This window comes from Sphingopyxis sp. OPL5 (assembly GCF_003797775.2).
Lineage (GTDB): Bacteria > Pseudomonadota > Alphaproteobacteria > Sphingomonadales > Sphingomonadaceae > Sphingopyxis.
The window spans coordinates 4,282,633-4,308,354 of record NZ_CP060725.1; the positions used below are offsets into that span (position 1 = coordinate 4,282,633).

Annotated in this window: 25 protein-coding genes; 6 read left to right on the forward strand and 19 right to left on the reverse strand. The window is 66.1% G+C overall.

The window, feature by feature from the left end; translation table 11 throughout:
• Positions 1–9 precede the first annotated feature (9 nt).
• Together EEB18_RS20600 and EEB18_RS20605 are read left to right on the forward strand one after the other, a co-directional pair.
• The gene (locus EEB18_RS20600) at positions 10–357 is read left to right on the forward strand and encodes a hypothetical protein (RefSeq protein ID WP_187142385.1); all 348 of its coding nucleotides are present in this window, start codon (positions 10–12) and stop codon (positions 355–357) included.
• Between the two features lie 29 nt (positions 358–386).
• Entirely contained in the window at positions 387–893 is a 507-nt protein-coding gene (locus EEB18_RS20605) for a hypothetical protein (protein WP_187669041.1), read from the forward strand.
• A 4-nt stretch (positions 894–897) separates the two neighbouring features.
• On the opposite strand, the gene EEB18_RS20610 is transcribed toward EEB18_RS20605, so the two are convergent.
• Positions 898–2,019: a lipase family protein gene (locus EEB18_RS20610; RefSeq protein WP_187142384.1), complete on the reverse strand. Its 1,122-nt coding sequence runs from the start codon at positions 2,017–2,019 to the stop codon at positions 898–900.
• Between the two features lie 230 nt (positions 2,020–2,249).
• Between EEB18_RS20610 and EEB18_RS20615 the strand changes: the two genes are divergently transcribed.
• Entirely contained in the window at positions 2,250–3,272 is a 1,023-nt protein-coding gene (locus EEB18_RS20615; protein WP_187142383.1) for a lipocalin-like domain-containing protein, read from the forward strand.
• 100 nt (positions 3,273–3,372) lie between these two features.
• Here the strand turns inward: EEB18_RS20615 and topA are convergent, their stop codons facing one another.
• The 5 genes from topA to plsY form a co-directional block, all read right to left on the reverse strand.
• Positions 3,373–5,928, reverse strand: coding sequence for a type I DNA topoisomerase (gene topA / locus EEB18_RS20620; protein ID WP_187142382.1), 2,556 nt, complete (start codon positions 5,926–5,928; stop codon positions 3,373–3,375).
• Between the two features lie 113 nt (positions 5,929–6,041).
• The gene (locus tag EEB18_RS20625; protein WP_187142381.1) at positions 6,042–7,034 is read right to left on the reverse strand and encodes a hypothetical protein; all 993 of its coding nucleotides are present in this window, start codon (positions 7,032–7,034) and stop codon (positions 6,042–6,044) included.
• A gap of 104 nt (positions 7,035–7,138) precedes the next feature.
• Complete coding sequence (locus tag EEB18_RS20630; RefSeq protein ID WP_262408022.1) at positions 7,139–8,779, reverse strand: VWA domain-containing protein; 1,641 nt, start codon at positions 8,777–8,779, stop codon at positions 7,139–7,141.
• 115 nt (positions 8,780–8,894) lie between these two features.
• The gene (dprA, locus tag EEB18_RS20635; RefSeq protein WP_187141574.1) at positions 8,895–9,980 is read right to left on the reverse strand and encodes a DNA-processing protein DprA; all 1,086 of its coding nucleotides are present in this window, start codon (positions 9,978–9,980) and stop codon (positions 8,895–8,897) included.
• The gene (plsY, locus tag EEB18_RS20640; RefSeq protein ID WP_187141573.1) at positions 9,977–10,579 is read right to left on the reverse strand and encodes a glycerol-3-phosphate 1-O-acyltransferase PlsY; all 603 of its coding nucleotides are present in this window, start codon (positions 10,577–10,579) and stop codon (positions 9,977–9,979) included. The genes dprA and plsY overlap by 4 nt, the downstream gene beginning before the upstream one ends.
• Positions 10,580–10,715: 136 nt before the next feature.
• Between plsY and murI the strand changes: the two genes are divergently transcribed.
• The 3 genes from murI to EEB18_RS20655 all read left to right on the forward strand — a co-directional run bounded on the left by murI (position 10,716) and on the right by EEB18_RS20655 (position 13,571).
• The gene (murI, locus tag EEB18_RS20645) at positions 10,716–11,522 is read left to right on the forward strand and encodes a glutamate racemase (RefSeq protein WP_187141572.1); all 807 of its coding nucleotides are present in this window, start codon (positions 10,716–10,718) and stop codon (positions 11,520–11,522) included.
• Positions 11,523–11,670: 148 nt separating this feature from the next.
• Positions 11,671–12,885: a 5-aminolevulinate synthase gene (hemA, locus tag EEB18_RS20650; protein ID WP_056347741.1), complete on the forward strand. Its 1,215-nt coding sequence runs from the start codon at positions 11,671–11,673 to the stop codon at positions 12,883–12,885.
• Positions 12,882–13,571 carry a nitroreductase gene (locus tag EEB18_RS20655; RefSeq protein WP_187141571.1) on the forward strand — a complete coding sequence of 230 codons (690 nt, stop codon included), beginning with the start codon at positions 12,882–12,884 and terminating at the stop codon, positions 13,569–13,571. The genes hemA and EEB18_RS20655 overlap by 4 nt, the downstream gene beginning before the upstream one ends.
• Positions 13,572–13,574: 3 nt before the next feature.
• Here EEB18_RS20655 and EEB18_RS20660 read toward each other — a convergent pair whose 3' ends face one another.
• The 13 genes from EEB18_RS20660 to ccoN form a co-directional block, all read right to left on the reverse strand.
• Entirely contained in the window at positions 13,575–14,168 is a 594-nt protein-coding gene (locus EEB18_RS20660) for a GNAT family N-acetyltransferase (RefSeq protein WP_187141570.1), read from the reverse strand.
• 48 nt (positions 14,169–14,216) lie between these two features.
• On the reverse strand, positions 14,217–14,846 hold the full coding sequence (locus tag EEB18_RS20665) for a class I SAM-dependent methyltransferase (protein ID WP_187141581.1): 630 nt from the start codon (positions 14,844–14,846) through the stop codon (positions 14,217–14,219).
• Positions 14,847–14,878: 32 nt separating this feature from the next.
• Positions 14,879–16,096 carry a DUF3419 family protein gene (locus EEB18_RS20670; RefSeq protein ID WP_187141569.1) on the reverse strand — a complete coding sequence of 406 codons (1,218 nt, stop codon included), beginning with the start codon at positions 16,094–16,096 and terminating at the stop codon, positions 14,879–14,881.
• Between the two features lie 222 nt (positions 16,097–16,318).
• A complete protein-coding gene (gene hemN / locus EEB18_RS20675) occupies positions 16,319–17,623 on the reverse strand; it encodes an oxygen-independent coproporphyrinogen III oxidase (RefSeq protein WP_187141568.1) in 1,305 nt (434 codons plus the stop codon).
• A gap of 59 nt (positions 17,624–17,682) precedes the next feature.
• Positions 17,683–17,910 (reverse strand): hypothetical protein, encoded by a 228-nt coding sequence (locus tag EEB18_RS20680; RefSeq protein WP_187141567.1) that lies wholly within the window; start codon positions 17,908–17,910, stop codon positions 17,683–17,685.
• The gene (ccoS, locus tag EEB18_RS20685; RefSeq protein ID WP_056347754.1) at positions 17,907–18,062 is read right to left on the reverse strand and encodes a cbb3-type cytochrome oxidase assembly protein CcoS; all 156 of its coding nucleotides are present in this window, start codon (positions 18,060–18,062) and stop codon (positions 17,907–17,909) included. The genes EEB18_RS20680 and ccoS overlap by 4 nt, the downstream gene beginning before the upstream one ends.
• The gene (locus EEB18_RS20690; protein ID WP_187141566.1) at positions 18,059–20,179 is read right to left on the reverse strand and encodes a heavy metal translocating P-type ATPase; all 2,121 of its coding nucleotides are present in this window, start codon (positions 20,177–20,179) and stop codon (positions 18,059–18,061) included. Before EEB18_RS20690 ends, ccoS begins: the two co-directional genes overlap by 4 nt.
• Entirely contained in the window at positions 20,176–20,646 is a 471-nt protein-coding gene (locus EEB18_RS20695; RefSeq protein WP_056347758.1) for a FixH family protein, read from the reverse strand. The genes EEB18_RS20690 and EEB18_RS20695 overlap by 4 nt, the downstream gene beginning before the upstream one ends.
• Entirely contained in the window at positions 20,643–22,100 is a 1,458-nt protein-coding gene (ccoG, locus tag EEB18_RS20700) for a cytochrome c oxidase accessory protein CcoG (protein WP_187141565.1), read from the reverse strand. Before ccoG ends, EEB18_RS20695 begins: the two co-directional genes overlap by 4 nt.
• Positions 22,087–23,025, reverse strand: coding sequence for a cytochrome-c oxidase, cbb3-type subunit III (gene ccoP, locus EEB18_RS20705; RefSeq protein ID WP_056347762.1), 939 nt, complete (start codon positions 23,023–23,025; stop codon positions 22,087–22,089). Before ccoP ends, ccoG begins: the two co-directional genes overlap by 14 nt.
• Complete coding sequence (locus tag EEB18_RS20710) at positions 23,012–23,176, reverse strand: cbb3-type cytochrome c oxidase subunit 3 (protein WP_056347764.1); 165 nt, start codon at positions 23,174–23,176, stop codon at positions 23,012–23,014. The genes ccoP and EEB18_RS20710 overlap by 14 nt, the downstream gene beginning before the upstream one ends.
• Positions 23,173–23,949 carry a cytochrome-c oxidase, cbb3-type subunit II gene (gene ccoO / locus EEB18_RS20715; protein ID WP_187141564.1) on the reverse strand — a complete coding sequence of 259 codons (777 nt, stop codon included), beginning with the start codon at positions 23,947–23,949 and terminating at the stop codon, positions 23,173–23,175. Before ccoO ends, EEB18_RS20710 begins: the two co-directional genes overlap by 4 nt.
• Positions 23,950–23,962: 13 nt before the next feature.
• Positions 23,963–25,621: a cytochrome-c oxidase, cbb3-type subunit I gene (ccoN, locus tag EEB18_RS20720; protein WP_187141580.1), complete on the reverse strand. Its 1,659-nt coding sequence runs from the start codon at positions 25,619–25,621 to the stop codon at positions 23,963–23,965.
• Between the last annotated feature and the right edge of the window lie 101 nt (positions 25,622–25,722).

A 25,722-nucleotide genomic window follows, 5' to 3' on the forward strand; every position in this document is an offset into this window, starting at 1 on the left:
GGCGGGGCCATGCCCAGCGACCCGTTGAACACACCCGGCACCCGTCCTCGTTCAATATTCCTCAATGGGATAGCCTTGGGCGTCATATCGATCACGCTGACACTGATCCTGGCCTGGGGCTATATTTCGGCAACTGGCGTAGAAACGGTTGTTCGCGGTACGGTCGTTCGTATCGAGCAAATCGGGACGAGGCAATTGCAGACCCGTACTGTCGTGCGGCTGGCTAATGGGTCAGAAGCCGTCGTGCTGCTGCCTAGCCGAACAAATTGCAGCACTGGATCGGCAATCAGGATCATTCAGCGCGACAACTCCCTCGGCCGGACTTTTCACGCCGCACTGGTGGCCTGCGCCAACTGATAAGATGCTGATCCGAGCATCGCCCGAGATTGAATGGCGCGGATCAATATTTGTCGCTAATCGATCTGCAGCCGCTTCGATCAAGGGGAAAAATCTTGCAACGACCGCCGTCGATCATCCTGTTTGAACGCCTCTTCTGGTCGTCGACCTTGGTCAGCATCGTAACCACCTTCATCACCTGGAACGAGATGGCGACGGCGTTCGACCGCGAGGCCGGCGTCGGCCGATCAAGCGGGTCGTTCGGCGTGGTCTTTGTCATCCTCGTGATCAGCTTGGCGATCGTTTTCGCGCTCTGGTACGCCATTGCGCGGCGCGGCAGCAACGTCGCGAAATGGATTTACGTCGTGCTGACCGCGATCGGTGCGCTGCAGACAATTGCCGGGCTGTTCAATCCCGACGGGTTGGGGACATTGTCGCTCGCAGGCTCGCTGCTTTCGACCGCGCTTTCGGTCGCGTCGGCAGCCGTGCTGTTCCGCGCCGACGCCGTCGCATGGCTGTCCGGCAAGCCGCCCGTCGACCCCGGGATTTTCAGCTGACGCGCTAAATCCGCCGACAATCATTCGGCGGCGGTTGCCCATCGAACCGTTCACCGATCCAGCCGATCGTTTCTTGGGCGCTGTCGCGCGCCGCGTCGACATGGCCTCCGGTCATGTCGATCCAACGCAGCGCCGTGCCGCGCCGGCAGACGGACTTGGCGAATTTGCGCGTCACTGCGGGCGCGATGATCGTGTCCTTGCTGCTTTGCGCGATGAGCAGCGGGCCGGGAACGCGCGCGGCGTCGACGCTGTTGGCGCGGGCGAAGCTTCCCCACGGCTCGATTTTGGCGATATCCTTGTTCTTCGTCGCGCGCACGATGGTCAGCACGCCCAGGATCGTGCCGAGCTTCGGCTTCTTTTCCAGGCTGATGCAGTTGTTTTCCGCCAGCCGGTGGATGATGCCCTGGTTCGTACGGTTGGCGACGCCGTCCATCGAATAGCCATAAAGCGTCGACCAGCTGTGCAGCGTGAAGGACAGCAGCAAGGCGCGCGCATTCTTGTCGCTGCCGTCGCGCAGATTGGCGGCAAGGTCGGTCGGCGGCGCGGCCGCGGCGGTGGCGACGAGGTTCAGGTCGGGCGCGTAGCTGCGCGCGGCGATCGCGGTCCACAGCGCGGCGTGCGCACCCTGCGATTCGCCCCACACGGCAAAGCTGTTGCCCGCTGCCGCGCCGGGGATCGCCCGCGCCGCGCGCACCGCGTCGAGCACCGAATTCGCGGTATCGGGGCCGACGAGGAACGGATGCATCGTCGGGCTCGCGAGGCCGATATAATCGGGCGCGACAACGACATAGCCCTGCCGCACCGCATCGATTCCAGCCGTCACGGCAAAGAAATTGGGGCTGAGCGACGGTGCGCATTTTTCGGCGACACCCCACGCGCCGTGGGTCCAGGCGATAACGCGGCGCGGCCGCGGCGGCACCGCCTCGCGCGGCGCGGCGACGATGCCGGTGACGCGCAGCCGTTCGCCCTTCTGGTTGGAGGTCCAATATTGCACGCGCCACGCCTGCACCCCCGGTGGCGTGTCGACGACCGGCTCGGCAGCGATCAGGCTGCCCGCCTGCTGCGCGGCTGCGGGGACGGCGAACGAGGCCGCGAGGAGCAACAGTAAAACCCACAAACGGCGCATCGGACACCTCCCGGTTGGGAGCATCCTATCACGACTTCCGGCAGGCGGGAACTACGCGGAGCAGCGAATAATATCTGCGCTTTTCTCCCGCAAAAACGTCATGCAGCGGTAATATAACAATATTGGTGACGATATTTTCGCGATGTCACCAAATAAAAGTCCGCGCCAGACATGCTGCATGATAATCATCACCATCCGCATCTTGCGGCACAACAGGGGGAGTATCGATCATGTCGCCCAATAGTCCCGTTCCCGTTCCACCGTCCGAAGTCGCGATCAAGCTGCCGCAGGACCAATATTGCCACGCCGAAGCGCCCACCGAATGGTGGTGGCACACCGGCACACTCGTCGCCGGCGACCGCGTTTTCGGCTTCGAGATCAACGCCGCGAGCTTCGCGCCGCTCGCCTTTACCGAAATCATGCTGTCCGACGTCGCGAACCAGATCCATTATCAGAGCACCGCGACCCACACCCCCGGCGAATGGGCCGAAACCGACCCGAGCAAGGACTGGTACGTCAAACTCGGCAATCCGGGGATCGATCATGATTGGGCGTGGATGACCGCGCCGCAAGCCGACCCGTCGAACATGACGGTCAAGGCGCAGTTCCAGGACGAGGGGACGGGATCGACGATCCTCTTCGACCTGGTGATGGCGCAGCAGGGTCCGCCGCTCATCGTGTGGGGCACAGGGTGCAATCCGACCCCGGCGAACCCCGGCGGGGTGAAGACCAACAATTATTATTACTCGTTCACGCGGCTCCAGGTCAGCGGGTCGGTGGCGATCGGCGATACGGTGTTCGCGGTCACCGGCCAGACGTGGATGGACCATGAATATGGCCTGTTCGGTTCTTCAGCGAACCCCATCCTGTGGTATCTGCAAGACATGCAGCTCGACAATGGCATCCATATCTCGAGCTATATGACGGTCAGCGCCGAGACCCCGCCGCAGGGCGGCCAGCCGCACCAGTCGAACGCGACGATCCAGTTTCCCGACGGCACGACCTATTTCCTCGAGGATTGCATCACGACTCCCGGCGAGGCGACGTGGACCGCGCCGAACGGACAAGTCTTCTTTCTCGAATTCCTCGTGCAGATCCCCGATTTCGACGCGGCGATCACGATCACCTCGTCGATCCCCGATCAGGTCTTCGACGCCTTCAACGCCAATGTCTATGAAGGCGTGGCGACCGCGGCGGGGACGTTCGCGGGCGCACCGGTGACCGGCACGGCGTGGAACGAGCAGCGGCCTTAGGGGGCCAGCAACCGGTCATTGCGAGGAACGTAGCGACGCGGCAATCCAGAGCGGTGTAAGGCCGCTCTGGATTGCTTCGCTTCGCTCGCAATGACGAGGCTTATTCTGTCGCCGCGGCCTTCTTTGCGGGCGCCTTTTTCTTGGCCGCCGGCTTCTTCGCCGCCGCCTTCTTGGGCGCCGCCTTTTTCTTGCCCTTTGCAGGCCCCTTCGCGGCGCGCGCGTCGATCAGCGCGATCGCTTCCTCGAGCGTCAGCGCGGCGGGTTCCATCGACTTGGGCAAGGTCGCGTTGGTCGTGCCGTCGGTGACATAGGGACCGAAGCGTCCTTCCATCAGCTTCATCTCGCCGCCGCTCGTCGGGTGCGGGCCAAAGGTGTTGAGCGGTTCGGCCTTGGTGCGCCCGCGCCCGCCGCCCGCCGCCGCTTCGGCGATGCGGACGACCGCGGCGTTCATGCCGATGTCGAAGATTTCGGTCGTCCCGGTCAGCTTCGCATATTTGCCGTCATGGAGCAGGTACGGGCCGTAACGCCCCAACCCCGCCATGATGACCTTGCCGCTTTCGGGATGCACGCCGACCTCGCGCGGCAGGCTCAAGAGCCGCAGCGCATAGTCGAGGTCGAAATCCTCGCCCGGGATGTCCTTGGGGATCGACGAACGCTTCGCCTCCTTGCCGTCCCCGAGCTGGATATAGGGGCCGAAGCGTCCGCTGCGCTTGGTCACTTCCAGCCCGGATTCGGGATCGTTGCCCATCGTCTCGGGACCCGTGTCGGCGCCGTCGCTGCCGCCCGGCTGCGCGAATTTGCGCGTGAACTTGCAGTCGGGATAATTGCTGCACGCGATGAACGGCCCGAACTTGCCGCCGCGCAGCGCCAGCTTGCCGGTGCCGCAATTGGGGCAGAGCCGCGGATCGCTGCCGTCGCCCTTGTCGGGGAAGAGATAAGGGCCAAGGAATTCGTCGAGCGCCGCGGTGATCTCCGACGGCTTGAGTTCCATCACCTCGCCGGTGCGCGGCTTGAAGTCGCGCCAGAAGGCATCGAGCACCGCCTGCCACTGCGCGCGGCCGCCCGACACATCGTCGAGCTCTTCCTCGAGCCCGGCGGTATAGTCATATTCGACATAACGGGTGAAATAGCGTTCGAGAAAGGCGGTGAGCAGCCGCCCGCTCTCTTCGGGCATGAAGCGGTTCTTCTCGACCGTCACATAGGCGCGGTCCTTCAATACCTGCAGGATCGACGCATAGGTCGACGGGCGCCCGATGCCGAGTTCCTCCATCTTCTTGACCAGGCTCGCTTCCGAATAGCGCGGCGGCGGCTGGGTTTCGTGGCTTTCGACCTCGACCCCGGTCTTGGCCGGCGCGTCGCCCTTCGCCATCGCGGGCAGCAGGCGCGCATCGTCATCGTCGCCCGCGTCGTCGCGGCTTTCGTCATAGAGCGCGAGGAAACCGGGGAATTTCACGACCTGCCCGGTCGCGCGCAGCATCGTCTTGCCGGTGCCGTCGCTGAGGTCGATGCTCGTGCGTTCGAGGCGTGCCGACGCCATCTGGCTCGCCATCGCGCGTTTCCAGATCAACTCGTAGAGTCGGCCATGGTCGCCGCTGCCGGCCTTGTCCTTCGAAAAATCGGTCGGACGGATTGCTTCATGCGCTTCCTGGGCATTCTTCGCCTTGGTCTGATACTGGCGTGGCTGGTCGGGGACATAGCCGCCGTCGTAGCGCGTCGCGATCGCCTTGCGCGCGGCGCTGATCGCGCTGCCGTCCATCTGGACGCCGTCGGTACGCATATAGGTGATCGCGCCGTCCTCGTAGAGGCCCTGTGCGATGCGCATCGTGTGGCTCGCCGAGAAGCCGAGCTTGCGCGCGGCTTCCTGCTGCAGCGTCGACGTCGTGAAGGGCGGCGGCGGGTTGCGCGTCAGCGGCTTGGTCTCGACATTCTCGACGGTGAAATGCCCCGCCTTCACATCGGCCTCGGCGGCGCGCGCATCGGCTTCGCTGGTGATCGTCAGCCGCTCGATCTTGTCGCCGCGCCAGCGTGCCAGGCGCGCCTTGAACGGCGTGCCCGACATTTCGAACAGGCCGGTGATCGACCAGTATTGCAGTGCAACGAATGCTTCAATCTCGCGCTCGCGCTCGACGATCAGCCGCAGCGACACCGACTGGACACGCCCCGCAGACTTGGCGCCGGGCAGCTTGCGCCACAGCACCGGCGACAGGGTGAAACCGACCAGATAATCGAGCGCGCGGCGGGCGCGGTAGGCGTCGATCAGATCGTCGTCGAGCGCGCGCGGGGCCGCCATCGCGGTGAGCACCGCGTCCTTGGTGATCGCGTTGAAGGTGACCCGGTCGACCTTGGCCGGCAGCGCCTTCTTGCTGCGCAACAGTTCCTGCACATGCCAGCTGATAGCCTCACCCTCGCGGTCAGGGTCGGTCGCGAGGATCAGGCGCTCGGCACCCTTCGCCGCGTCCTGGATTTCCTTCATCCGCTTCGTCTTGTCGGGATACAGCTGCCACTGCATCGCGAAACCGTCGTCGGGATTTACCGACCCGTCCTTGGGCGGCAGGTCGCGAACATGGCCATAGCTGGCCAGCACCTTGAAATCGCGCCCGAGATATTTCTCGATCGTCTTCGCCTTGGCGGGCGATTCCACAATAACCAATTGCATGTAAAAGCGTTGTCCTGCTGTGCCTCACGTATGTACGCGCGAGGGTGGCGGGCGTCCGGTCCTGTCGTCAAGAGGGTTTCGGCGCGCCCGCCCCAGCAAAGTGGTTGTGAAAATCAGCGCAGCGGCGCGAGCCGTCCGATCAGCATCGCGCTCGCCAGACTCGCCGCCTTGGCCGCGCCTTCTTCGTAATTCCCCGGCTTGGCGGTGAAGGCGAACTTGCGCGTCTTGCCGAAGCGCAAGCCCCCGAACCCCGCGACCGCGGCGAGGCCGCCCACGACATTGCCGGCCGATTGCATCGCCTTGTCGGTGCCGCTGGTCGCGTCGCTCTTTTCGACGAACTCGCCCTCGACCGCGACCGGCGCCTTGACGGTGATCACCGACTGCTTGCCGCTGGGCGCGATCAGCGTGATGCGCGAATAGTCGGCACTGACCGACAGCGCGCTGTTGACCTCCAACCCGCCGAAGCTGAAGGCGCCGGGGCGCTTCTGCTGCGAAAAGTCGATCAGATAGACGACGTCGATCACGCCGACTCCCGCCTGTTTTGCGTAGGCGTTCAGCGCCCCGACCGCTTGCCCCGCCGCCATGTTCATCCCGATGCTGCTCATCCCCGACCCGACGAAATCACCCGGAATCATCAACAGCGAGGGCAGCGCCGTCGGCTTGTAATAGGTCGCCTTGCCCTTGCTGCCCTTTTCGAGCGCGATGTTGATGTCGAGCGGCATGTCCTGCGACTTGGTCTTGGCGAGCGCGGCGTGGCCGAACATGTCGGTCGGTACCTGCACCGCATAGCCGCTGGCGGTCAGCTGCGACACGAAGTCGGCATAGGCGGCGTCGGTGACCGCCTGCATCATTTCGGGGGTCACCCCGACCAGCTCGCTCTTCGCCTTGGTGGTACCGCCGAACGCCCCCATCAACCCGCCCGACGCCGCGGTCTCGTCGGTCGATTCAAAGATGAAGCCGACATTGAAGGCGCCGACGGTGACGGTGGTGACGCCCTTCGCATTGGCGGGACCAGCGATCTTCACCGGTTCCTTGTCCTTGGCGATCACGGCGACGGGCTGGAGCAGCATCGCCGTGATGGCGACGGCCGACAGCAGTTTTTTCATGGATTGGTCCTCCGACCCTCACGGACCGGATATATCCGGTCGGCGGGGGTTCCCGAAGCGACCCTTGCCCCCGCATCGAACAGATGCGGGGGCAAGTCAACGGCTTACTGGTTCTGCCATTTGAAGTCGGCGGGCAGGATGCATTTGCCGGCGTCGTAATTGCCGACGCTGCGCATGACCTCGCTGTCCTCGGGCTCGATGCGGCGACCGCTGATCTGGCTGTCGATCACGCGGCGGACGAGCGCGTCGAGCCGCGTCACCAGATAACAGTCGATCGCCGGCGCCGCATGGGCATTGCCCACACCGCTGTCGTCGGTCAGGAACAGATAACGCGACTGGGTCGCCGCGGCCATCGCGCGCATCGCATATTCAGCCTCGTCGGCGACGCCCGAGGCGGCGACCGGGGTGATGTGGATACGCTTGGCGCGCGCCGCCTCGGCGGCGGCCCAGGTGCGGCCGAACTGTTCGTTGTGCGGCGGCGCATCGGCGACGAGCAGCAGCGACTTCACCGCGTCGGGGCGCCACTCCTGCCCGACCGCGCGGATCAGCGCCTGGTCCATCGCCTCGGGATAATCACCACCGCCGGTCGCATATTGCGCCGCCAGCGTGCCCTGCGCGCGGCCGATGTCGCGGTCGAACACCACGGTGCGCGTAACATATTCGTCGCCGATATCGCGATAGAAGACAAAACCGACGCGAATATCGAGGTCGCGGTGCTTGGCGGTGATCGACGCGATGATCGCGCGCATTTCCGACTGCAGGTATCGGATCTCGTCGCCCATGCTGCCCGTCGTGTCGATGACGAGCATCAGGTCGAGCTTGGTCGCCTTGGTCGCCGCCTGATTGGCGGTCAGCCCCACGACTTGTCCGCCCGGCGCATCGGACACGAGCACCGGCCGCGCATCGGCGATGCCGCGGCCCGCCTTTTTCGCCGACACGGTGATCCGTTCGCTCAGCCGGTCGAGCCCGGGGAAGAAGACCGCGCTGCCGTCGGCCTGCGTCGCCATGATGATGCTGTTGCCGTCGCTGCAGGTGACGACGACGTCGGCGAAGGGGATCGGCTGGCCGTTGCGGTCGTTCACCTTCACCGTGACGACGCGCATCGTGTCGACGCGCGGCAGGGCGCGGATGTCCTGGCCCAAGTCGGTGCGGTTGACATAGGCCGCATAGAGTTCCGGATTGAGCAGGTCGTCATGCTCGCCCGCGGTCAGGATGCCCGATTGTGGCTGGGGCGGGATATAGCGCGGCGGCACCGGCACGGGTCGCCCCGTATAGTCCGACGACGACCCGGGAACGGGCGACGTCGACGCCGGCGGCGGGGCGGTCGGGGCTACCCGTACCGACTCGCCGCTGCCGACCGCGCTGACCGCAGCCGACGATCCGGATCGCGCCGAGCCGGTGACGACGACGTCGGCGGCAGCGCTGTCATAGCTGGGTGGTGGCGGCGCCATCGGCGGCGGTGGGGGCGGCGGAGGTGGCGGGGGTGGCGGCGGCGCCATCGGCGCATAGTCGGCGCTCGACTTGTCATCGCGCTCGCGCTTGCCGCCCTTGGTCATGGGCACGCCCGTCTGTTGCGGCCGGGGCGGCTGCACCTCGGCATCGAGGCGCGGCAGCGGGTCGGCGTTGCGGCAGAAGCCCTGCTGCGGCGCACCCGGCTTGGCATAAGCGATGGTCAGGGGCGCGGGGGCGAGGCCGCCCGCGAGAACGGCGATCATCGTCACGCCCGTCAGAAATCGGCTTCGCATCATCGAACTCCCCGCCATGTGATACAATATCATGAACCTGTGACCCGACCGCTGAACCGTGGCTGAACCGCGATGAATGGTTAGATTGCTGCAGGTTAGGCCGCTGTGCGGGTCATCACAGCCGTGAAATCCTGGCGCCCGCGTGGCGCTCGATACGCCCCGCGAGTTCGAGTTCGAGCAGGATCAGTTGCACCGTCGCGGCTGCGCAGCCCGACTGGCGGGCGAGCTCGTCGACCGCGACGGGGGTCGGCCCGAGCAGTTCGACGACGATCCGGCGGTCCCCTTCGCCGGCGTCGTGCACGGCGGGCGTCGCGGCATAGCTGCGCACCGGTTCGCGCACCATGCGCGCATCGATCGGACCCAGCGCCTCAAGCACATCGTCGACCGTCTGGATCAGCGTCGCGCCTTCGCGGATTAGCTGGTTGCAGCCCTGCGCGCGCGGGTCGAGCGGCGATCCGGGCACCGCCATCACCTCGCGCCCATAGTCGCCGGCGCGGCGCGCGGTGATCAGCGACCCCGACTTGGGCGCCGCCTCGATCACCAGGGTCCCGTGCGACAGTCCGGCGATGATCCGGTTGCGCGACGGAAAATGGCGCGCCAGCGGTTCGGTGCCCGGCGGCTGTTCGGCGATCAACAACTGGTCGGCGCCGAGCTTTTCCTGCAGCCCGGCATTTTCGGGCGGAAAGGCGATATCGATGCCACTCGCGATCACCGCCGCGGTCCGTCCACCCAGCGCGCCGACATGCGCCGCGGTGTCGACCCCGCGCGCCAGTCCGCTGACCACCGTGATGCCCTGCCCCGCCAGCTCGGCCGCCATCTGCCGCGCGAAGCGGCACGCGACCGCCGAGGCGTTGCGTGCACCAACGATCGCGACGCAGGGGTGCCGGAGCATCGCGGTATCGCCGCGGACAATCATCACCGGCGGGGCACCCTCGACCTCGCGCATCAGCGGCGAATAATCCGCCTCGTCACTGAAGACATGACGCGCGCCAAGCGAGGCCACGCGCTCGATCTCACGCTCGGCGATTTCGGAAGGCGCGATACGCGCGCGGCCCGCGCCACCGCGCAGCACAAGATCGGGCAGCGCGGCGAGCGCCGCCTCGCCCGATCCGAAGCGCGCCATCAGCTGGTGCCAACTGACCGGGCCGACGTGCGGCGTGCGGATGAGCCGCAACCGCGCCAGCCTTTCGGCGTCGGTCATTCGGCGCTTTTCATCACGCCGACGCGCGGTTCGGTTCCCGCGCGCAGCCGCGCGATATTCTCGCGGTGGCGCCAGAGCACGATGGCCGCGAGTCCCGCCAGACCGATCGCATAGATGGGATAGCCGAGCGCCAGCGCGGCAAGCGGCGCAGCGACGGCCCCCAGCATCCCGCCGAGCGACGAGATGCGCAACAGCAGGACGGCGCCGAGCCAGACGCCCGCAAACACCAGCCCGATCGGCCAGGCGAGCGCCAGCGAGAGGCCGAGCAGCGTCGCAACCCCCTTCCCGCCCTTGAATTTCAGCCAGACGGGGTAGCAATGGCCGATCATCGCCGCCGCGCCCGCGACCATCGCGCCATGGTCGCCGGTTTCGGGGAAAAAATGCCGAGCGAGCAGCACCGCGACCGCGCCCTTCGCACCGTCGAGGATCAAGGTTGCCGCCGCCAGCCCCTTGCGCCCGGTGCGCAGCACATTGGTCGCACCGATATTGCCTGACCCGATCTGGCGCAAATCACCCGCCCCGAAGGCTCGCGTCAGGATGACCCCGAAGGGGATCGATCCGAGCAGATAGCCCGCGGCGATCAGCAAATATGTCGTCATGGCAACCCCTGCTCCCTTTGCGCCTTTGTGGCGATTTTACGCGTAGCAATCAACGCTTTCGCGCATGATGACCGCCAAATCGGACAAACTCGTGGCGGCCATTGAGCGGCCCCGTCGCCGCTGCTAGGGCGCGTGGATGCCCACCCCCCGCGCCGACGCCCCGATCCTGTTCTTCGACTCCGGCCTCGGTGGCCTCACCGTGCTCGGCCCGACGCGCGCGCTGCTGCCGACCGCGCCGATCGTCTATGCCGCCGATTATGCCGGCCTGCCCTATGGCCAGAAGAGCGAGGCCGAACTCGCGGCGCGCGTTCCCGCGCTGCTCGGCCGCCTCGTCGAGCGCTACCAGCCACGCCTCGCGGTAATCGCGTGCAACACTGCGTCGACGATCGCGCTGACGCATGTCCGCGCCGCACTCGACCTGCCGATCGTCGGGACCGTGCCCGCGATCAAGCCCGCCGCCGAGATGACGAAGACCGGCGTCATCGGGGTGCTCGGCACCGAAGCGACGGTGCGCCAGCCCTATGTCGACGATCTCAGCGCGCGCTTTGCAGCGGGCAAGACGGTGCTGCGCCACGGCAGCCCCGGCCTCGTCACCGCCGCCGAAGCGAAGCTGCGCGGCGACCCCGTGGATATGGACGTCATTGCGCGCGCCATCGCCGGCCTGACAAGCCAGCCCGGCGGCGACAAGCTCGACGTCATCGTCCTCGCCTGCACCCACTTCCCGCTGCTCGCCGACGAATTGCAGGCCGAGGCGGGATCGCACGTCCGCTTGATCGACGGGGCGCAGGGCATTGCCCGCCGCATCGCCCACCTGACCGACGGCCAGCCCTGGCCCGCGGCGGTCGCCCCCGGCCTCGCGGTCTTCACGCGTAGCGACGAGCGTCCGCCGCCGCCGCTGGCCGCGCTGGCGCCCTACGGCCTCGCTCGCATCGAACTGATCTAGCGGCTCGATCACACTGATTTGGCGCAGAAGTTGCGAATCGTTCGCACTGGATTTCGGGTTGTTTCGGCGTTATTGGCCCCCGTGTTAATAGCCGCCCGGAGGGAGCGGCCCAATGGCTTGGACTGGCACCTGACTGCGGGGCTGATACGTGAACTATAACGATATTTTCGCACGCGCCATCGACCGGCTGCACGAAGAAGGGCGCTATCGCGTCTTCATCGACATCCTCCGGAATCGCGGGTCCTTTCCCAACGCACGCTGCTTCGCCGGTCACAACGGCCCGAAGCCGATCACCGTATGGTGTTCGAACGACTATCTCGCCATGGGCCAGCATCCCAAGGTCGTCGCCGCGATGGAAGAAGCGCTGCATGACGTCGGCGCCGGTTCGGGCGGCACCCGCAACATCGGCGGCAACACCCATTATCATATCGACCTCGAAGCCGAACTCGCCGACCTGCACGGCAAGGACGGCGCGCTGCTCTTCACGTCGGGCTATATCTCGAACGAGGCGACGCTTGGCACGCTCGGCAAGCTGCTGCCCAACTGCATCATCTATTCGGACGAACTCAACCACGCCTCGATGATCGCGGGCATCCGCAACTCGGGCTGCGAAAAGCGCGTTTGGCGTCACAACGACCTCGCACATCTCGAAGAGTTGATGGCCGCCGACGATCCCGAAGCCGCCAAGCTGATCGCCTTCGAAAGCGTCTATTCGATGGACGGCGACGTCGCCCCGATCCACGCGATCTGCGACCTTGCCGACAAATATAATGCGCTGACCTATTGCGACGAAGTCCATGCCGTCGGCATGTACGGCCCGCGCGGCGGCGGCATCAGCGATCGCGACGAAGCCGCCGATCGCATCACGATCATCGAGGGAACCCTCGGCAAGGCGTTCGGCGTGATGGGCGGCTATATCGCCGCCGACAAGAATATCATCGACGTGATCCGCAGCTATGCGCCGGGTTTCATCTTCACGACCAGCCTGTCGCCGGTGCTCGTCGCCGGCGTGCTCGCGAGCGTGCGCCACCTCAAGGCCTCGAGCGTCGAGCGCGACGCGCAGCAGGAAGCCGCCGCTTACCTCAAGCAGAGCTTCCGCGACGCCGGCCTGCCGGTGATGGATTCGACCACGCACATCGTCCCGCTGATGGTCGGCGATCCGGTGCGCGCCAAGAAGATCAGCGACATATTGCTCGCCGAATATGGCGTCTATGTGCAGCCGATCAATTTCCCGACCGTGCCGCGCGGCACCGAACGGCTGCGCTTTACCCCCGGCCCGGCGCATGACGAGGCGATGATGCGCGACCTGACCCAGGCTCTCACCGAAATCTGGGATCGTCTGGAACTGCGCAAGGCCGCGTGAGCGCCGCACCGGGTTTTGACGAGGTTGTCCGGGGACGCCGCAGCATTCGCGGCTTCCTCGACAAGCCCGTTCCCAAGGCGCTGGTCGCCGAGGTGATCGAAGTCGCGATGCGCGCGCCCTCGTCGTTCAACAACCAGTGCTGGAATTTCTCGGTCGTCACCGGCGATCCGCTTGACGCGATCCGCCGGGGTAACACCGACGGCATTCTCGCCGGCAAGCCCGACAGCCGCGAATTCCGCCGCTTCGACGGCATCGCCGACGACCATCGCGCACGCCAGATCGAGATCGCCAAGCAGCTCTTCGGTGCGATGGGCATCGCGCGCGACGACAAGGACGCGCGCCAGGACTGGGTGCTCCGCGGCTTCCGCCAGTTCGACGCGCCGGTCAGCATCGTCGTCACCTATGACCGCATATTGCTCGGCAGCGACATCGCGCCCTTCGACTGCGGCGCGGTGACCAACGCGCTGGTCAACGCCGCCTGGTCGCGCGGGCTCGGCTGCGTCATCAACAGCCAGGGCATCATGCAAAGCCCGGTGGTGCGCGAACATGCCGCCATCCCCGACGACCAGGTGATCATGATCTGCGTCGCGATGGGCTGGCCCGAAGCGGATTTCCCCGCCAACGCCGTGGTGTCGAACCGCAAGAGCGTCGAAGAAGCGGTGCGCTTCGTCGGGTTCGACGACTGACGCTCAGCACACCGGGCGCATCATGCCCCAGAAATGCGGGCCGCCGCCCGGTACATCCCATTCGACCTGCGTGACGAACCCCAGCCGTTCGTAGAGCGGCACATTTTCCGGCGTCGCGGTTTCCAGCCAGCACGGCAGTCCCTCGGCGTCGGCGACGTCCGTCTGCGCGCGGATGATCCGGCCGCCATGGCCCTTGCCCTGATGCGCGGTCCGCACGCCGACATAATGAAGATACCAGAAGCGCGCCTTTGGGCGGTGCGCGTCGATGCTGGCCTGCACCTTCAGTCCGCGTGGCAGGGCGGTACCGAACGTCGCGACGAGCGGGATGACGGTGCGCAGGAACTCCAGTGTCCCGCTATGCGCCTGCCCCGGCGCGCGCCAGAGCGCCGCCGCCGCGTCGCCTTCGGATCGCAGCGTTACTCCCGCGCGCATGTCGGCGGGTACCAGTACGCGAAACAGGCCGCGCAGCGCCCGCGCACGATGATCGGGGTCGGGCAATATCCACGACAGCGCCGGATCGGTCTGGAATGCCTGTGCCAATGTCTCGATCACGGCCGGCTGGTCGGCCGGACCCACCGGTCCTATTGTCTCGCTCATCATTCCCTCCGTCGCCGATGGGAGCAGGTCGCGCGCGCTTTGGCAATATCAGCGTCGCCTCCTGTCGAACCGCAGCGACCAGGCATAACCGCGATAGAGGCGTGTCACGACCAGCCGGCCGCCGGCGTCGGCCGACAATTCGCGCATCGCGTCGATCATCATCGCGCGCGGCGCGACATGGAAACGCGCCAGCCAGCCGAACAGCGCAGCGCGGAACCAGCCGGGCAGTTGCTCCTGCTGGCCGAAATCGACGATATGCAGCGATCCGTTCGGCGACAGATGGCGCACCGCCTCGCCGATCGCGCCCTGCCAGTCGGGGATCATCGACAGCGTATAGCTCTGAAAGACCCGGTCGAAGTGCGGGACGCCGAACAGCGCCTTGGGGTCGAACCCGGTGGCGTCGCCCTGCGCTACCGTCACCCGCCGCTCCAGCCCCGCCCGGGCGATCGCGGCGCGCGCGCTTTTCAGCATCTCGGCCGAAATGTCGATGCCGTGAATATGCGCGCCGGGCCAACAGCGTGCCGCCGCGATCAGGTTGCGCCCGGTGCCGCAGCCGACCTCGAGCACATGACCGCCGACCGGCGGCTGCAGTTCGTCGATCAGCCGGTCGCGCCCGAGCAGATAATATTTGCGGGTCAGGTCATAGATATGGCGCTGGCCGCGATAGACATTGTCCATCAACGCGGCATGCCCCTGTGCCGCCGCCACGATCAGGCTTTCAGCACATAGAGATGGACGCCGCCATAGATCGCCGACCGATCGCGCCGCGTATAATCGCGCGATTCTGCGGCGCGATAGTCCCAGCGGTCGAGCAGCGCGTCGGGCAGACGCCCGGGCAGCAGGCTGGGCTCGGCGGCGGTGCGGAACAGCACCCGCGCGCCCGGTCGCGCGGTGCGCAGGACCTCGCTCCACAACGCAAGCAGTTGCGGGTCGCTCATCCAGTCCTGCGCGTCGAGGAAGATATAGCGATCGAAGCTGGCGTCATCCGCCGCCGCCAGCATGTCGGTCATGTTGGCGTGGAGCATCGTCACCCGTTCGGCGCGCGCCTTGACCGCGGCATAATTGTCCGCCTGCAGATAGGGCGGCAGCGGCGCCTGCGCGTCGCGGCCATAGCCGCGCCCGAACGCCTGCCAGGCGAAATAATTGTCCTTGAGGTCGAAATCACAGCTCAGTTTCTCGAGCCGCGCGCGCAGCACATCGGCCATCGGCTTGCCACCCGCCAGCGCGTCATATTGCGCGGGGGGGATGCCGAGTCCGAACAAGGACGAGCGCTGGTCGGTGACCCAGCGCACGAACTTCCTGTCGAAGAAGGGCGCGAATTTCGTTTCGAAGATGTGGCGCTGTTCGTCGATGTCGCGCGCCTCGAGCAGCGCGCGCGGATCGGCCTTCATCAGCCGCGCCAGCAAATGCGCGACGCCGATGAAATTGCCGAGCAGTCCACGCTTGTAGAGCCCGGTCGCAAAGCCGTTGATGCGGCGGCGTCCGACAAGGTCGCGGCCTTCCCAGTAACGGCGGCTGACCTCGTCGAGATGCGGCCGCACATACGCCTTGTACGCCTCGACATTGTCGCGGCTGTCGGCGTCGGCGAAAAAGCGGCGAAAGCTTGCATAATCGGGCAGCCGGGCCGCCGCGATGCGCTTGAGATGGCCCAGCGCCACATGCGCGGTGTTGAGATCGACCGCGACGATCTCGGCGGGATCGGCGGTCAGATAGGAGAAGACATTGCACCCGCCGCTCGCGATCGTCGCGATGCGGTTGCCGGGCCGGATCGCCAGTGCCTCCATGTCGACCACCGGGTCCTCCCAGATCTGGGCGTAGACGAGCCCGCGAAAGGCGAACGCGAAGGCGCGGTCGAGCAGGCGTTGCTTCTGCTCGGCGTCCTCGCGAACGACGGCGGCGGCGATCTTGCGATTGGGCTGGCTGGCCATGGCAGGTCTCCCGGAGAAAGGTGGATCCGGCCTCGCCCATGGCAGCGATTCTTGCGATTCCCGCGTCGGTTCGATGACAAATCGGGGACGGCGGAAAAAACTCGCATCGTCATCCCGGCGAATCCATGGCGTCGCGCTGCTGACCGTAAACCCTTCACGTTTGCGGTCAGAAAGCTTTTGGGCGTGAATTGCCAATTGTCGCCCGGAAGCCGCGCCCCGCTGCTAGATCGGCCGAATGTCGCCCCGGATGCGATCGAACCGTGCGGCGACGTGCCGCGCGTAGGGCAGGCCGTGGTCGCGAATCACGAGCGCATCGCCATCCCACTCGACAATCCCTCGTCGTTCGAAATCCGTCAGGGCGCTTCGAGCCGGCGCGAGCTCATCGAAACTCAAATGCGCGCGCCCGTTGCACAACAGGTCGCGAATATGCCGCGCGCGCCGCTGCTCTCCCGCCTCGACCCGGACGCCTCTCACCGCGGTGAGTCGCCCCCCGCCGACAAGATCGCGATAGGAGCCGGACCGCTTCTCGTTCTGGACGATCAGATCGGGAAACTTGCTGATCGCGCTGGCGCCGAAACCAAGCAAAATGGGGGCGGCGTCCTCGGTAAAGCCCTGAAAATTGCGATTCACCCGGCCTTCGCGAGCTGCGAGGGCGAGCGAATCGTCGGGCCGGGCGAAATGATCGAAGCCGACGGGGAGATAACCAGCCGCGGTCAGCCGTCGATAGCCAAGCTCGGCCTGCTCGAAGCGAAGGCGCTGGTCGGGCAGCCGGCTCGCGTCGATCCGCCGCTGGCGCGCGATCATCTGCGGAAGATGGGCGTAACCGAAAAAGGCGATGCGGCTCGGCGCCAGCGCCAGCGCCTCGTCGATCGTCGATTCAACATCGGCCAGTTCCTGTCCGGGCAGGCCGTACATCAGATCGAAATTGATCGCGTTGATATCGCGCAGGCGCAGCGCGGCGACGACGCGCTCGATGTGCGAAAGCGGCTGGATGCGCCCGATCGCCTGCTGGACGTGCGGCGCGAAGGTCTGGATGCCGAGGCTGACCCGCGTGACATGCGCCGCCGCGAGCACCAGCGCCCATTCGGGTGAGAAGCCACGCGGATCCAGCTCGATAGAGACGTCGGGCCGGTGCGCATCGAAAACGGTGAGCAGCAGGTCGAGCAAGCGCACCAGTTCGACCGGCGCGATCGCATTGGGGCTGCCGCCGCCGAAAGCGATGCGGCTCACGCGCCCGCGTCCGCCCAGCCGCTTCGCGACCAGCGCGATCTCCGACCTGAGCGCCGTCAGATAATCGTCGAGCCGCTGCTTACGACCCGCCGCGCCGGTGTTGCAGCCGCAATACCAGCAGATGCTCTCGCAAAAGGGGATATGGACATAGAGCGAGACCGGCGTCGCCGGTTCGACTGCATCAAGGGCGCGCGCATAATCGTCCGCGCCAACATCTTCGGCGAATTCCATCGCCGTCGGATAGCTGGTGTAGCGCGGAACCGGCTTTGCGAGCAGATCGGGATGATAGGACCACATGCACGCACCCTATGCCCGAACCGGCACCACGACATTGATCGGGATCAACGGCGACGGAATCAGCAGCAGCCCAACGACCCCGCCCGCTTGCCGCGACGTTCGCCGATCATGTGGCAGGCCTTGGCACAGTCGCGCCGCTGTTTCGGGTCGGCGGGATCGCCCGGTACGATCATCCGGTGCGCCGCGCCGCCGCACGAGGGAACGGTCAGGACGCGCGCTTCGGCTGCACCGGGCGGCTGCATCAGCACCGCCGCGGCCAACGCCAGAACGAAATACCGCGCGATCATGGGACGTCCTTCTCCTCATCCTCGACGAAGATGCGCAGCGCCGCGCCGTCAAGATCGTCGAACTGCCCGCCGCGCAGCGACCAGAAAAAAGCGGCGAGGCCTATGAGCCCGAGGCCGAGTGCGACCGGGATCAGGACGAGCAGCCCGTTCATCGCGCCGAGCCCTTCAACCGCAGCGCATTGCCGACGACGATCAGCGACGATCCCGACATTGCGATGGCGGCGACCAACGGTGTTACATAGCCGAGAAAAGCGAGCGGGACCGCGACGACATTATAGCCGATCGCGAGCGCGAAATTCTGTCGCACGATCGCCTGCGTCCGCCGCGCCACCCGGATCGCCTGCATTACCGGCATCAGCCGGTCGCCAAGGAAGATGCAATCGGCGGCATTCTTGCCCGCATCGCTCGCCGAGGCCGGCGCGATCGAGGCATGACCGGCGGCCAGCGCCGGACCATCGTTCAGCCCGTCGCCGATCATCAACACCTTATGTCCCATTGCGGCCTGCCGCGCGATGGCGGCGAGCTTGTCCTGCGGGCTCATGCTGGTCTGGGCGGTCAGCCCGAGCGCGCGCGCCACCGGCGCGACAGCTGCGGCACGATCGCCCGACAAGATCGTTGGCACGACGTCGGCGCGCCGCAGCGCCGCGATCGTGTCGGGGGCGTCGGGACGAAGCGTGTCGGAGAAGCGGACGATGATCGCCGGCACGCCGTCGATCGCCAGCTCGGTCGCGAGCGCGCTGTCGGCGAGGGTCTGCGCGGGCCGACCCAGCGTCACCCGGCGCGTCCCCCACCGCGCCTCGATCCCGGCGCCGGGGGTTTCGCGGATCGCCTCGACCGCAAGCGGCGTCACGCCCGCCGCCGTCAGGTCGCGGGTCAGCGCCTCGCTGAGCGGATGACGGCTGGCGCGCCCCAGCGCGAGCAGCAGCGCGCGGGCGGTGGCGTCGGCGGCATCGAGATTGGCCGCGACCGGTCGCCCGAGAGTCAGCGTTCCCGTCTTGTCGATCATCGCCCGATCGACCTCGGCCAGCCGTTCAAGCGCCGATCCGTCCTTCACCAGCACCCCGACCCGCATCAGCGCGCCCGCCGCGACGATCTGCGCCGCAGGCACCGCGAGGCCGAGCGCACAGGGACATGTGATGATCAGCACCGCGACTGCAATCAGCAAGCTGTGGTGCCAGCCGGCCCCGGCGATCATCCAGCCGGCGAAAGCGAGCAAAGCCAGGGTGTGGACCGCAGGCGCATAATAGCGCGCCGCGCGATCGGCGATGCGGACATAACGCGACTTGCCCTGCGCCGCCTCGCCCATCAGACGCGCAATGTCGGCGATCGCGGTGTCGGCGCCCGCCGCAGTCACCAGGACACGGATCGGCGCTTCGATATTCAGCGTCCCGGCGTGAACGGGATCGCCGCTCAGCACCTCCCGCGGCGCGCTTTCGCCGGTCAGCAGCGACAGGTCGATCTGGCTGGCACCGCCGACGATCACGCCGTCGGCCGCCAGCCGCTCGCCCGCGGCGACCAGCATGACCAAGCCGGGTTCGATCGCAGTGGCGTCGACCCAGCGGCTTGCTTCGTCCGGGTCGACGACCATCGCGCCGGTGCCCATGTTGCGGAGCAGCGCCGTCACCCCGCCCCGCGCGCGGTCGCGCATCACGCTGTCGAGCCAGCGGCCGCAGAGCAAGAAGAACAGCAGCATCACGACGCCGTCGAAATAGGCGTGGGGGCCGTGGGTCGCAGTTTCGTACAGGCTGAGCGCGGTCGCGATCAGCACCCCGATGCTGATCGGCACGTCCATATTGGTCCGGCCGTGGCGAACCGCGCGCCACGCCGAACGGAAGAAGGACCGCCCGGCATAGGCGACCGTCGGCAGCGCGATCGCCGCCGACAGCCAATGGAACAGGTCACGCGTCGCGCCGCTTGCGCCTGACCAGACCGACACAGACAGCAGCATGATGTTCATCATCGCGAAGCCCGACACCGCGACCGCGCGCAGCAGCGCGCGGCTGTCGGAGGCTCCACGATCGACCTCCGGCGGACCGTCGCCGATCGGATGCGCCTCGAACCCGAGCCGCGAGAAGGCGCCGATCAACTCGGGCGTTTCGGCGTCGGGGGTGCAGGACAGATGCACGCGCTTTTCGGTGAAATTGACCCGCGCGGCGGCGATCCGCCGGTCGCGCACCAACCCCTGCTCCAGCTTGGCGATGCAGCCCGCGCAGCGGATGTCGGGCACCGCGAAATCGCGTTCGATCAACGAGTTCGCGACCGCGGTCATTGGAGATCGATCCGATAGCGCGCCTCGTCGGCACCGTGATGCACCGACAGGTCGATCTGCCAGCGCCCGGCTGGCAAGGCCTCGGCCGAACGCAAAGCGCCGCCTGCAGCTGGTACGAAGCGCATCGCGCGCGCAGGCGCTTGACCGAGCGGATGACGGAGCGTCGCAACGATGCGCAGCCCGTCCAGCGGCGCGCCGTCCTTGCGGACGATCAGCCGGACATGCCGGTCAGAGTCGACAGTGACGCTCTTGTCCCAGCCGAGCCGCTCTTGCGCCGCGGCCCGCGCGAGCCATTCATTGTAATGTTGGCTCGCAACATAGCTGTTGTCGACCACGGTGCCGCCAAAGGTCGACAGCGCAAAGCTCGCCATCACGATATTGACGCTGATGACGACGCCGAAGAAGGCGATCAGGATGATCGCCGCATGGCGCCCGGTGAAGGGCTTTCGTTCGCGCTTGTCGGTCATGGTTCGGTCCCCGGCCGGTCGAACTGGATGGTCTCGCTGTCGCCGCGCGGATCGTCGTCGAGCGCGCGCACCGCGATCATGAATTCCTGCCGCGCCGGGCCCGCGCCAGGAGCGACGATAAACAGCCGCGCGCTCGTCACCCGGTCAGGCGCGAGCGACATGCGCAGGCTCTGCCGCGCCGTCTCGCGCGCGCCGCCGTCGGTCCACAACCGCGCGCCGGGCAGGCCGCTCAGCGTGACCTCGATCATGCGCGGGCGGAGTTCCATGTTGCGCAGCTTCAGCGTGTAATTGTTGCGGATCGCGCCGTCGGAAAGCTGAACATAGAGCGGGCTGCGCTCGTGCTGGACGGCAAGATCGAGACGGGTGCGCTGGCCGAGGGTGAAGAGCATCGCGAGGCCGATCGCCCCCCACAGGCCGAAATACAGTAGCGTCCGCGGGCGGAAGAGCGTCTTGCGGATCGGCGGCGCGACCCCGCCCGCCTTTTCGGTCGCGGCGTCGTCGAGCGTGCAATAGTCGATCAGGCCGCGCGGTCGGCCGACCTGCGCCATCACGCTGTCGCAGGCGTCGATGCACAGCGCGCAGGTGATGCAGCCGATCTGCGGCCCCTCGCGAATGTCGATGCCGGTCGGGCAGACCGCGACGCACTGGTTGCAATCGACACAGTCGCCAAAGGCGCCGGGGTTCTTCTCGGCCTTCTTGACGCTGGCGCGCGGCTCGCCGCGCCAGTCCTTGTACGTCACCAGCAGCGATTTCTCGTCCATCATCGCGGTCTGGATGCGCGGCCAGGGGCACATATAAATGCACACCTGTTCGCGCAGGAAGCCGCCGAGGACAAAGGTCGTCGCGGTCAGCACCGCCACCGTGACATAGGCGACCGGCGCGGCTTGCCCGGTCCAGAAATCATGCGTCAGCGTCGGCGCGTCGGCGAAATACATGATCCACGCACCGCCGGTCCAGAATGCGACGGTCAGGTAGACCGCATATTTCAGCGTCCGCTTGACGATCTTCTCGGCCGTCCATGGAGCGTTCGCGAGGCGGATCTGCGCGTTGCGGTCGCCGTCGATCAGCCGGTCGACATGCTGGAACAGGTCGGTCCACACCGTCTGTGGACAGGCATAACCGCACCACGCGCGCCCGACCGCACTGGTGACGAGGAACAGCCCGATCCCCGCCATGATGAGCAGGCCCGCGACATAATAGAATTCATGCGGCCAGATCTCGATCTGGAACATGTAGAAGCGCCGGTTCGCCAGATCGACGAGCACAGCCTGGTCGGGCGCATGGGGGCCGCGATCCCAGCGGATCCACGGCGTTCCGTAATAGATCGCCAGCGTGACCGCCATGATCGCCCATTTGAAACGCCGGAAAGGGCCGTCCACCTTCTTGGGGTAGACGCCCTTGCGCGCCGCATAGAGCGATCCATGCTCGCCGGTCAGGTCGTCAGGGCTGGCCATCGGCTCCCGGTCCTTCCGCCGCGGCGGCGGCCAAGGCCGGCGCCGGCGCCTTTTCGCCGCCGCCGAGCGAATAGACATAAGCGGCGAGCATCTTGATCGTCCCCGGGTCGAGCCGGCTGTTCCAGCGCGGCATCACGCCGTTGCGCGGCTGAGTCACCGTCGCAGTGATGCTGGCGCGGTCGCCGCCATAGAGCCAAATCGCATCGTTCAGCTTCGGCGCGCCGACCTCGCGCCCGCCGTTGCCGGTCGAGCCATGGCATACCGCGCAATTCGCCTCGAACAGCACCGCGCCGCGCGCTGACGATGCGCTCCGCTTTTCCTGATGGCTGATCGTGCGGACAAAGCTCACCACGTCGGCGATCTGCGTTGGCTCGAGGATGCCGTCGCGTCCGAAGGCGGGCATCTGGCTGGTCCGCGTCGCCTTGTGATCGGGATTCCTGATGCCATGGGTGATCGTATATTCGATCGTCGCAAGATCGCCGCCCCACAGCCAGTCGTCGTCGGTCAGGCTGGGATAGAGCTTCTTCACCCCCGCGCCGCCCGCGCCGTGGCATTGGACGCAATGGACACGAAAGGCGGCCGCCCCGCCCTGCACCGCCGCCTGCATCAGTTCGGGTTTTGCGGGCAGGTCGGCGATCGAGGTCGCGGCGATCGCGTTCATCACCGGGGCGCGGCGCGCCGCGTCGGCCTGCATCTCCTGTTCGAGCTGGCCGCGACTGCTCCAGCCGAGCACACCCTCGGTCGCGCCATGGATCATCGGCCAGGCGGGATAGAGGATGACATAGACGATGCCCCAGACGATCGTCGCATAGAGCGACCATAGCCACCAGCGCGGCATCGGCGTGTCGAGTTCCTCGATGCCGTCCCATTCGTGACCCGACGTGTGCGTGCCGGTCACTTCGTCGATACGTTTATGATCGGCCATGCTCATCGTCCTTGAAGATCATATTTGCCGCTTCGTCATGGTGACGGCGGGCGCCCTTGCGAAACGGCCAGGCGATGAAGAGGAGGAACATCGCCACCATGACGATCAGGCCCCAGCTGTCGGCGAAATGCCGCACCTCGTCATAGCTCATCGCACCGCTCCCGAAGCCGCGGCAGGCGCGTGCGCCTGTTCCTGCGGTGCCGCCTTTTCGACATCGACCAACGTGCCGAGCATCTGGAGATAGGCGATCAGCGCGTCCATTTCGGTCACCTGGGCGGGGTCGCCATCGAAATCGCGCACCTGCGCCTTCGGGTAGCGTTTGACGAGGTCGCCGGCCCCCGCGTCGGGATCGGCCTGCGCGCGGATGTCGTCGTTCGCCTTGGCAATGTCCTGCTTCGTATACGGAACGCCGACGCGGGTGAGCGCGGTCAGGTCGCGCTTCATGTCGCCCGGGGCAAGATCGCGCTCGGCGAGGAAGGCATAACCGGGCATGATCGATTCGGGGACGACGCTGCGCGGGTCGATCAGATGCGCCTTGTGCCATTCGTCCGAATAACGACCGCCGACACGGGCGAGGTCCGGCCCGGTCCGCTTCGACCCCCACTGGAACGGATGGTCGTACATGCTCTCGGCCGCCAGACTGTAATGGCCATAGCGTTCGACCTCGTCGCGGAACGGGCGGATCATCTGGCTGTGACAGGTGTAACAGCCTTCACGCATATAGATGTTGCGCCCCGCAAGCTCGAGCGGGGTGTAAGGGCGCATCCCGTCGACCTTCTCGATCGTGTTGTCGATCCAGAACAGGGGCGCGATCTCGACGATGCCGCCGATCGCAACGGCGATCAGCGAAAAGAAGCCGAGCAGGCTGACGTTGCGTTCGAGCTTCTTGTGGCTGAAGCGTTTTTCGGCGGGTTGGATCGCCATTTGCCTTGGCTCCTTATTCGGCGGGAACGGGCGCCAGCGGACGGTCCGCGGCGGCGTTGTACGGCGTTTCGGTCATCGGTTTTTCCTCGCGGACCCTGCCCGCAAGCGTCGCCCAGACGTTGAAGACCATCAGCAGGAAGCCGGCGAGATACATCGCTCCGCCCGCGGCCCGGATCAGATACATCGGGTGCATCGCCGCAACGGTCTCGGCAAAGCTGTAGACGAGGTAGCCGTCGGCCCCATATTCGCGCCACATCAGCCCCTGCATGATCCCCGCCACCCACATCGAGGCGGCGTAAAAGACGATCCCCAGCGTCGCGAGCCAGAAGTGCCAGTTGACCATGCGCAGCGAATAGAGGCGCGGGCGTCCCCACAGGCGCGGCACCAGATAATAGACCGCGGCAAAGGTGATCATGCCGTTCCAGCCGAGCGCCCCGGCGTGAACGTGCGCGATCGTCCATTCGGTATAGTGGCTCAAACTGTTGAACGCCTTCACCGACAGCATCGGCCCCTCGAACGTCGCCATGCCATAGAAGGCGAGCGCGACGACCATCATGCGGATGATCGGGTCGGTACGAATCTTGTCCCACGCGCCGTTCAGCGTCATCAGCCCGTTGATCATGCCGCCCCAACTCGGCATCCACAGGACGACCGAAAACACCATGCCCAACGTCTGCGCCCAGTCGGGCAGCGCTGTGTAATGGAGGTGGTGCGGCCCGGCCCAGATATAGAGGAAGATCAGCGACCAGAAATGCAGGATCGACAGGCGATAGCTGTAGATCGGCCGTTCCGCCTGCTTGGGAACGAAATAGTACATCATCGCGAGGAAGGGCACGGTCAGGAAAAAGGCGACCGCATTATGCCCGTACCACCACTGCGTCAGCGCATCCTGCACCCCCGCAAAAGCCGAATAGCTTTTTGACCCGAAAATCGTCACTGGAATCGAAAGATTGTTGACGATGTGCAACATCGCGATGGTGACGATGAAGCTCAAATAGAACCAGTTGGCGACATAGATATGCGGCTCGCGGCGTTTGACGATCGTGCCGACGAAGACGATGAAATAGACGATCCAGACGATCGTCAGCCACAGGTCGACATACCATTCGGGCTCGGCATATTCGCGCGCCTCGGTGACGCCCATGACATAGCCGGTGGCGGCAAGAACCAGAAAGAGCTGATAACCCCAGAAGACGAAGCGCGCGGCGCCGGGAAAGGCGAGCCGCGCGCGGCAGGTGCGCTGCACGACATAAAAGCTCGTCGCGATCAGGGCATTGCCGCCAAAGGCGAAGACGACCGCCGATGTGTGGAGCGGGCGCAGCCGCCCGAAGCTGGTATATTCGATCCCAAGATTGAGCGCCGGAAAGGCGAGTTGCAACGCGATATAGAGGCCGACCGCCAGCCCCGCGACGCCCCAGAAGATGGTAGCGATGACGCCCCAGCGCACCGGATCGTCATCATAGACGCCTTGGTCCGCGGGCATCTTCAGCAGCCCGCGCGCCATCCCCGCATAATCGGCGCGTGAGACGCGGAACCACAGCGCGATCATGCAGGTGATCGCGATGATGATCATATGAACCGCAAAGGGCGCGTCGACAGCCAGCGCCGCGAAGACCAGCGCCAGCAGCGCGAGCGCCAGCCAGCCGCCAGCCTTGAAAACCAGATCGTCCATCATCGCGAATCCCTGTTCGGCGCGGCTCCATCCCGCGCGTTCACGATCGTCCATGGCGGTGCGAGCGCCACCGAACATTGACCTGGATCAACGAAAAATGT

Coding starts and splice junctions, on each gene's coding strand:
- EEB18_RS20680 (WP_187141567.1), bottom strand. CDS start 17,910: ATGATCGCGCGGTATTTCGTTCTGGCGTTGGCCGCGGCGGTGCTGATG.
- EEB18_RS20690 (WP_187141566.1), bottom strand. CDS start 20,179: ATGACCGCGGTCGCGAACTCGTTGATCGAACGCGATTTCGCGGTGCCC.
- EEB18_RS20660 (WP_187141570.1), bottom strand. CDS start 14,168: ATGAGCGAGACAATAGGACCGGTGGGTCCGGCCGACCAGCCGGCCGTG.
- plsY (WP_187141573.1), bottom strand. CDS start 10,579: ATGACGACATATTTGCTGATCGCCGCGGGCTATCTGCTCGGATCGATC.
- EEB18_RS20665 (WP_187141581.1), bottom strand. CDS start 14,846: ATGGACAATGTCTATCGCGGCCAGCGCCATATCTATGACCTGACCCGC.
- EEB18_RS20600 (WP_187142385.1), top strand. CDS start 10: ATGCCCAGCGACCCGTTGAACACACCCGGCACCCGTCCTCGTTCAATA.
- murI (WP_187141572.1), top strand. CDS start 10,716: ATGCCCACCCCCCGCGCCGACGCCCCGATCCTGTTCTTCGACTCCGGC.
- EEB18_RS20670 (WP_187141569.1), bottom strand. CDS start 16,096: ATGGCCAGCCAGCCCAATCGCAAGATCGCCGCCGCCGTCGTTCGCGAG.
- topA (WP_187142382.1), bottom strand. CDS start 5,928: ATGCAATTGGTTATTGTGGAATCGCCCGCCAAGGCGAAGACGATCGAG.
- EEB18_RS20625 (WP_187142381.1), bottom strand. CDS start 7,034: ATGAAAAAACTGCTGTCGGCCGTCGCCATCACGGCGATGCTGCTCCAG.
- dprA (WP_187141574.1), bottom strand. CDS start 9,980: ATGACCGACGCCGAAAGGCTGGCGCGGTTGCGGCTCATCCGCACGCCG.
- ccoO (WP_187141564.1), bottom strand. CDS start 23,949: ATGGCGATCCAACCCGCCGAAAAACGCTTCAGCCACAAGAAGCTCGAA.
- ccoG (WP_187141565.1), bottom strand. CDS start 22,100: ATGGCCAGCCCTGACGACCTGACCGGCGAGCATGGATCGCTCTATGCG.
- EEB18_RS20630 (WP_262408022.1), bottom strand. CDS start 8,779: ATGCGAAGCCGATTTCTGACGGGCGTGACGATGATCGCCGTTCTCGCG.
- hemN (WP_187141568.1), bottom strand. CDS start 17,623: ATGTGGTCCTATCATCCCGATCTGCTCGCAAAGCCGGTTCCGCGCTAC.
- EEB18_RS20695 (WP_056347758.1), bottom strand. CDS start 20,646: ATGACCGACAAGCGCGAACGAAAGCCCTTCACCGGGCGCCATGCGGCG.
- ccoS (WP_056347754.1), bottom strand. CDS start 18,062: ATGAACGGGCTGCTCGTCCTGATCCCGGTCGCACTCGGCCTCGGGCTC.
- EEB18_RS20710 (WP_056347764.1), bottom strand. CDS start 23,176: ATGAGCTATGACGAGGTGCGGCATTTCGCCGACAGCTGGGGCCTGATC.
- EEB18_RS20615 (WP_187142383.1), top strand. CDS start 2,250: ATGTCGCCCAATAGTCCCGTTCCCGTTCCACCGTCCGAAGTCGCGATC.
- ccoN (WP_187141580.1), bottom strand. CDS start 25,621: ATGGACGATCTGGTTTTCAAGGCTGGCGGCTGGCTGGCGCTCGCGCTG.
- ccoP (WP_056347762.1), bottom strand. CDS start 23,025: ATGGCCGATCATAAACGTATCGACGAAGTGACCGGCACGCACACGTCG.
- EEB18_RS20610 (WP_187142384.1), bottom strand. CDS start 2,019: ATGCGCCGTTTGTGGGTTTTACTGTTGCTCCTCGCGGCCTCGTTCGCC.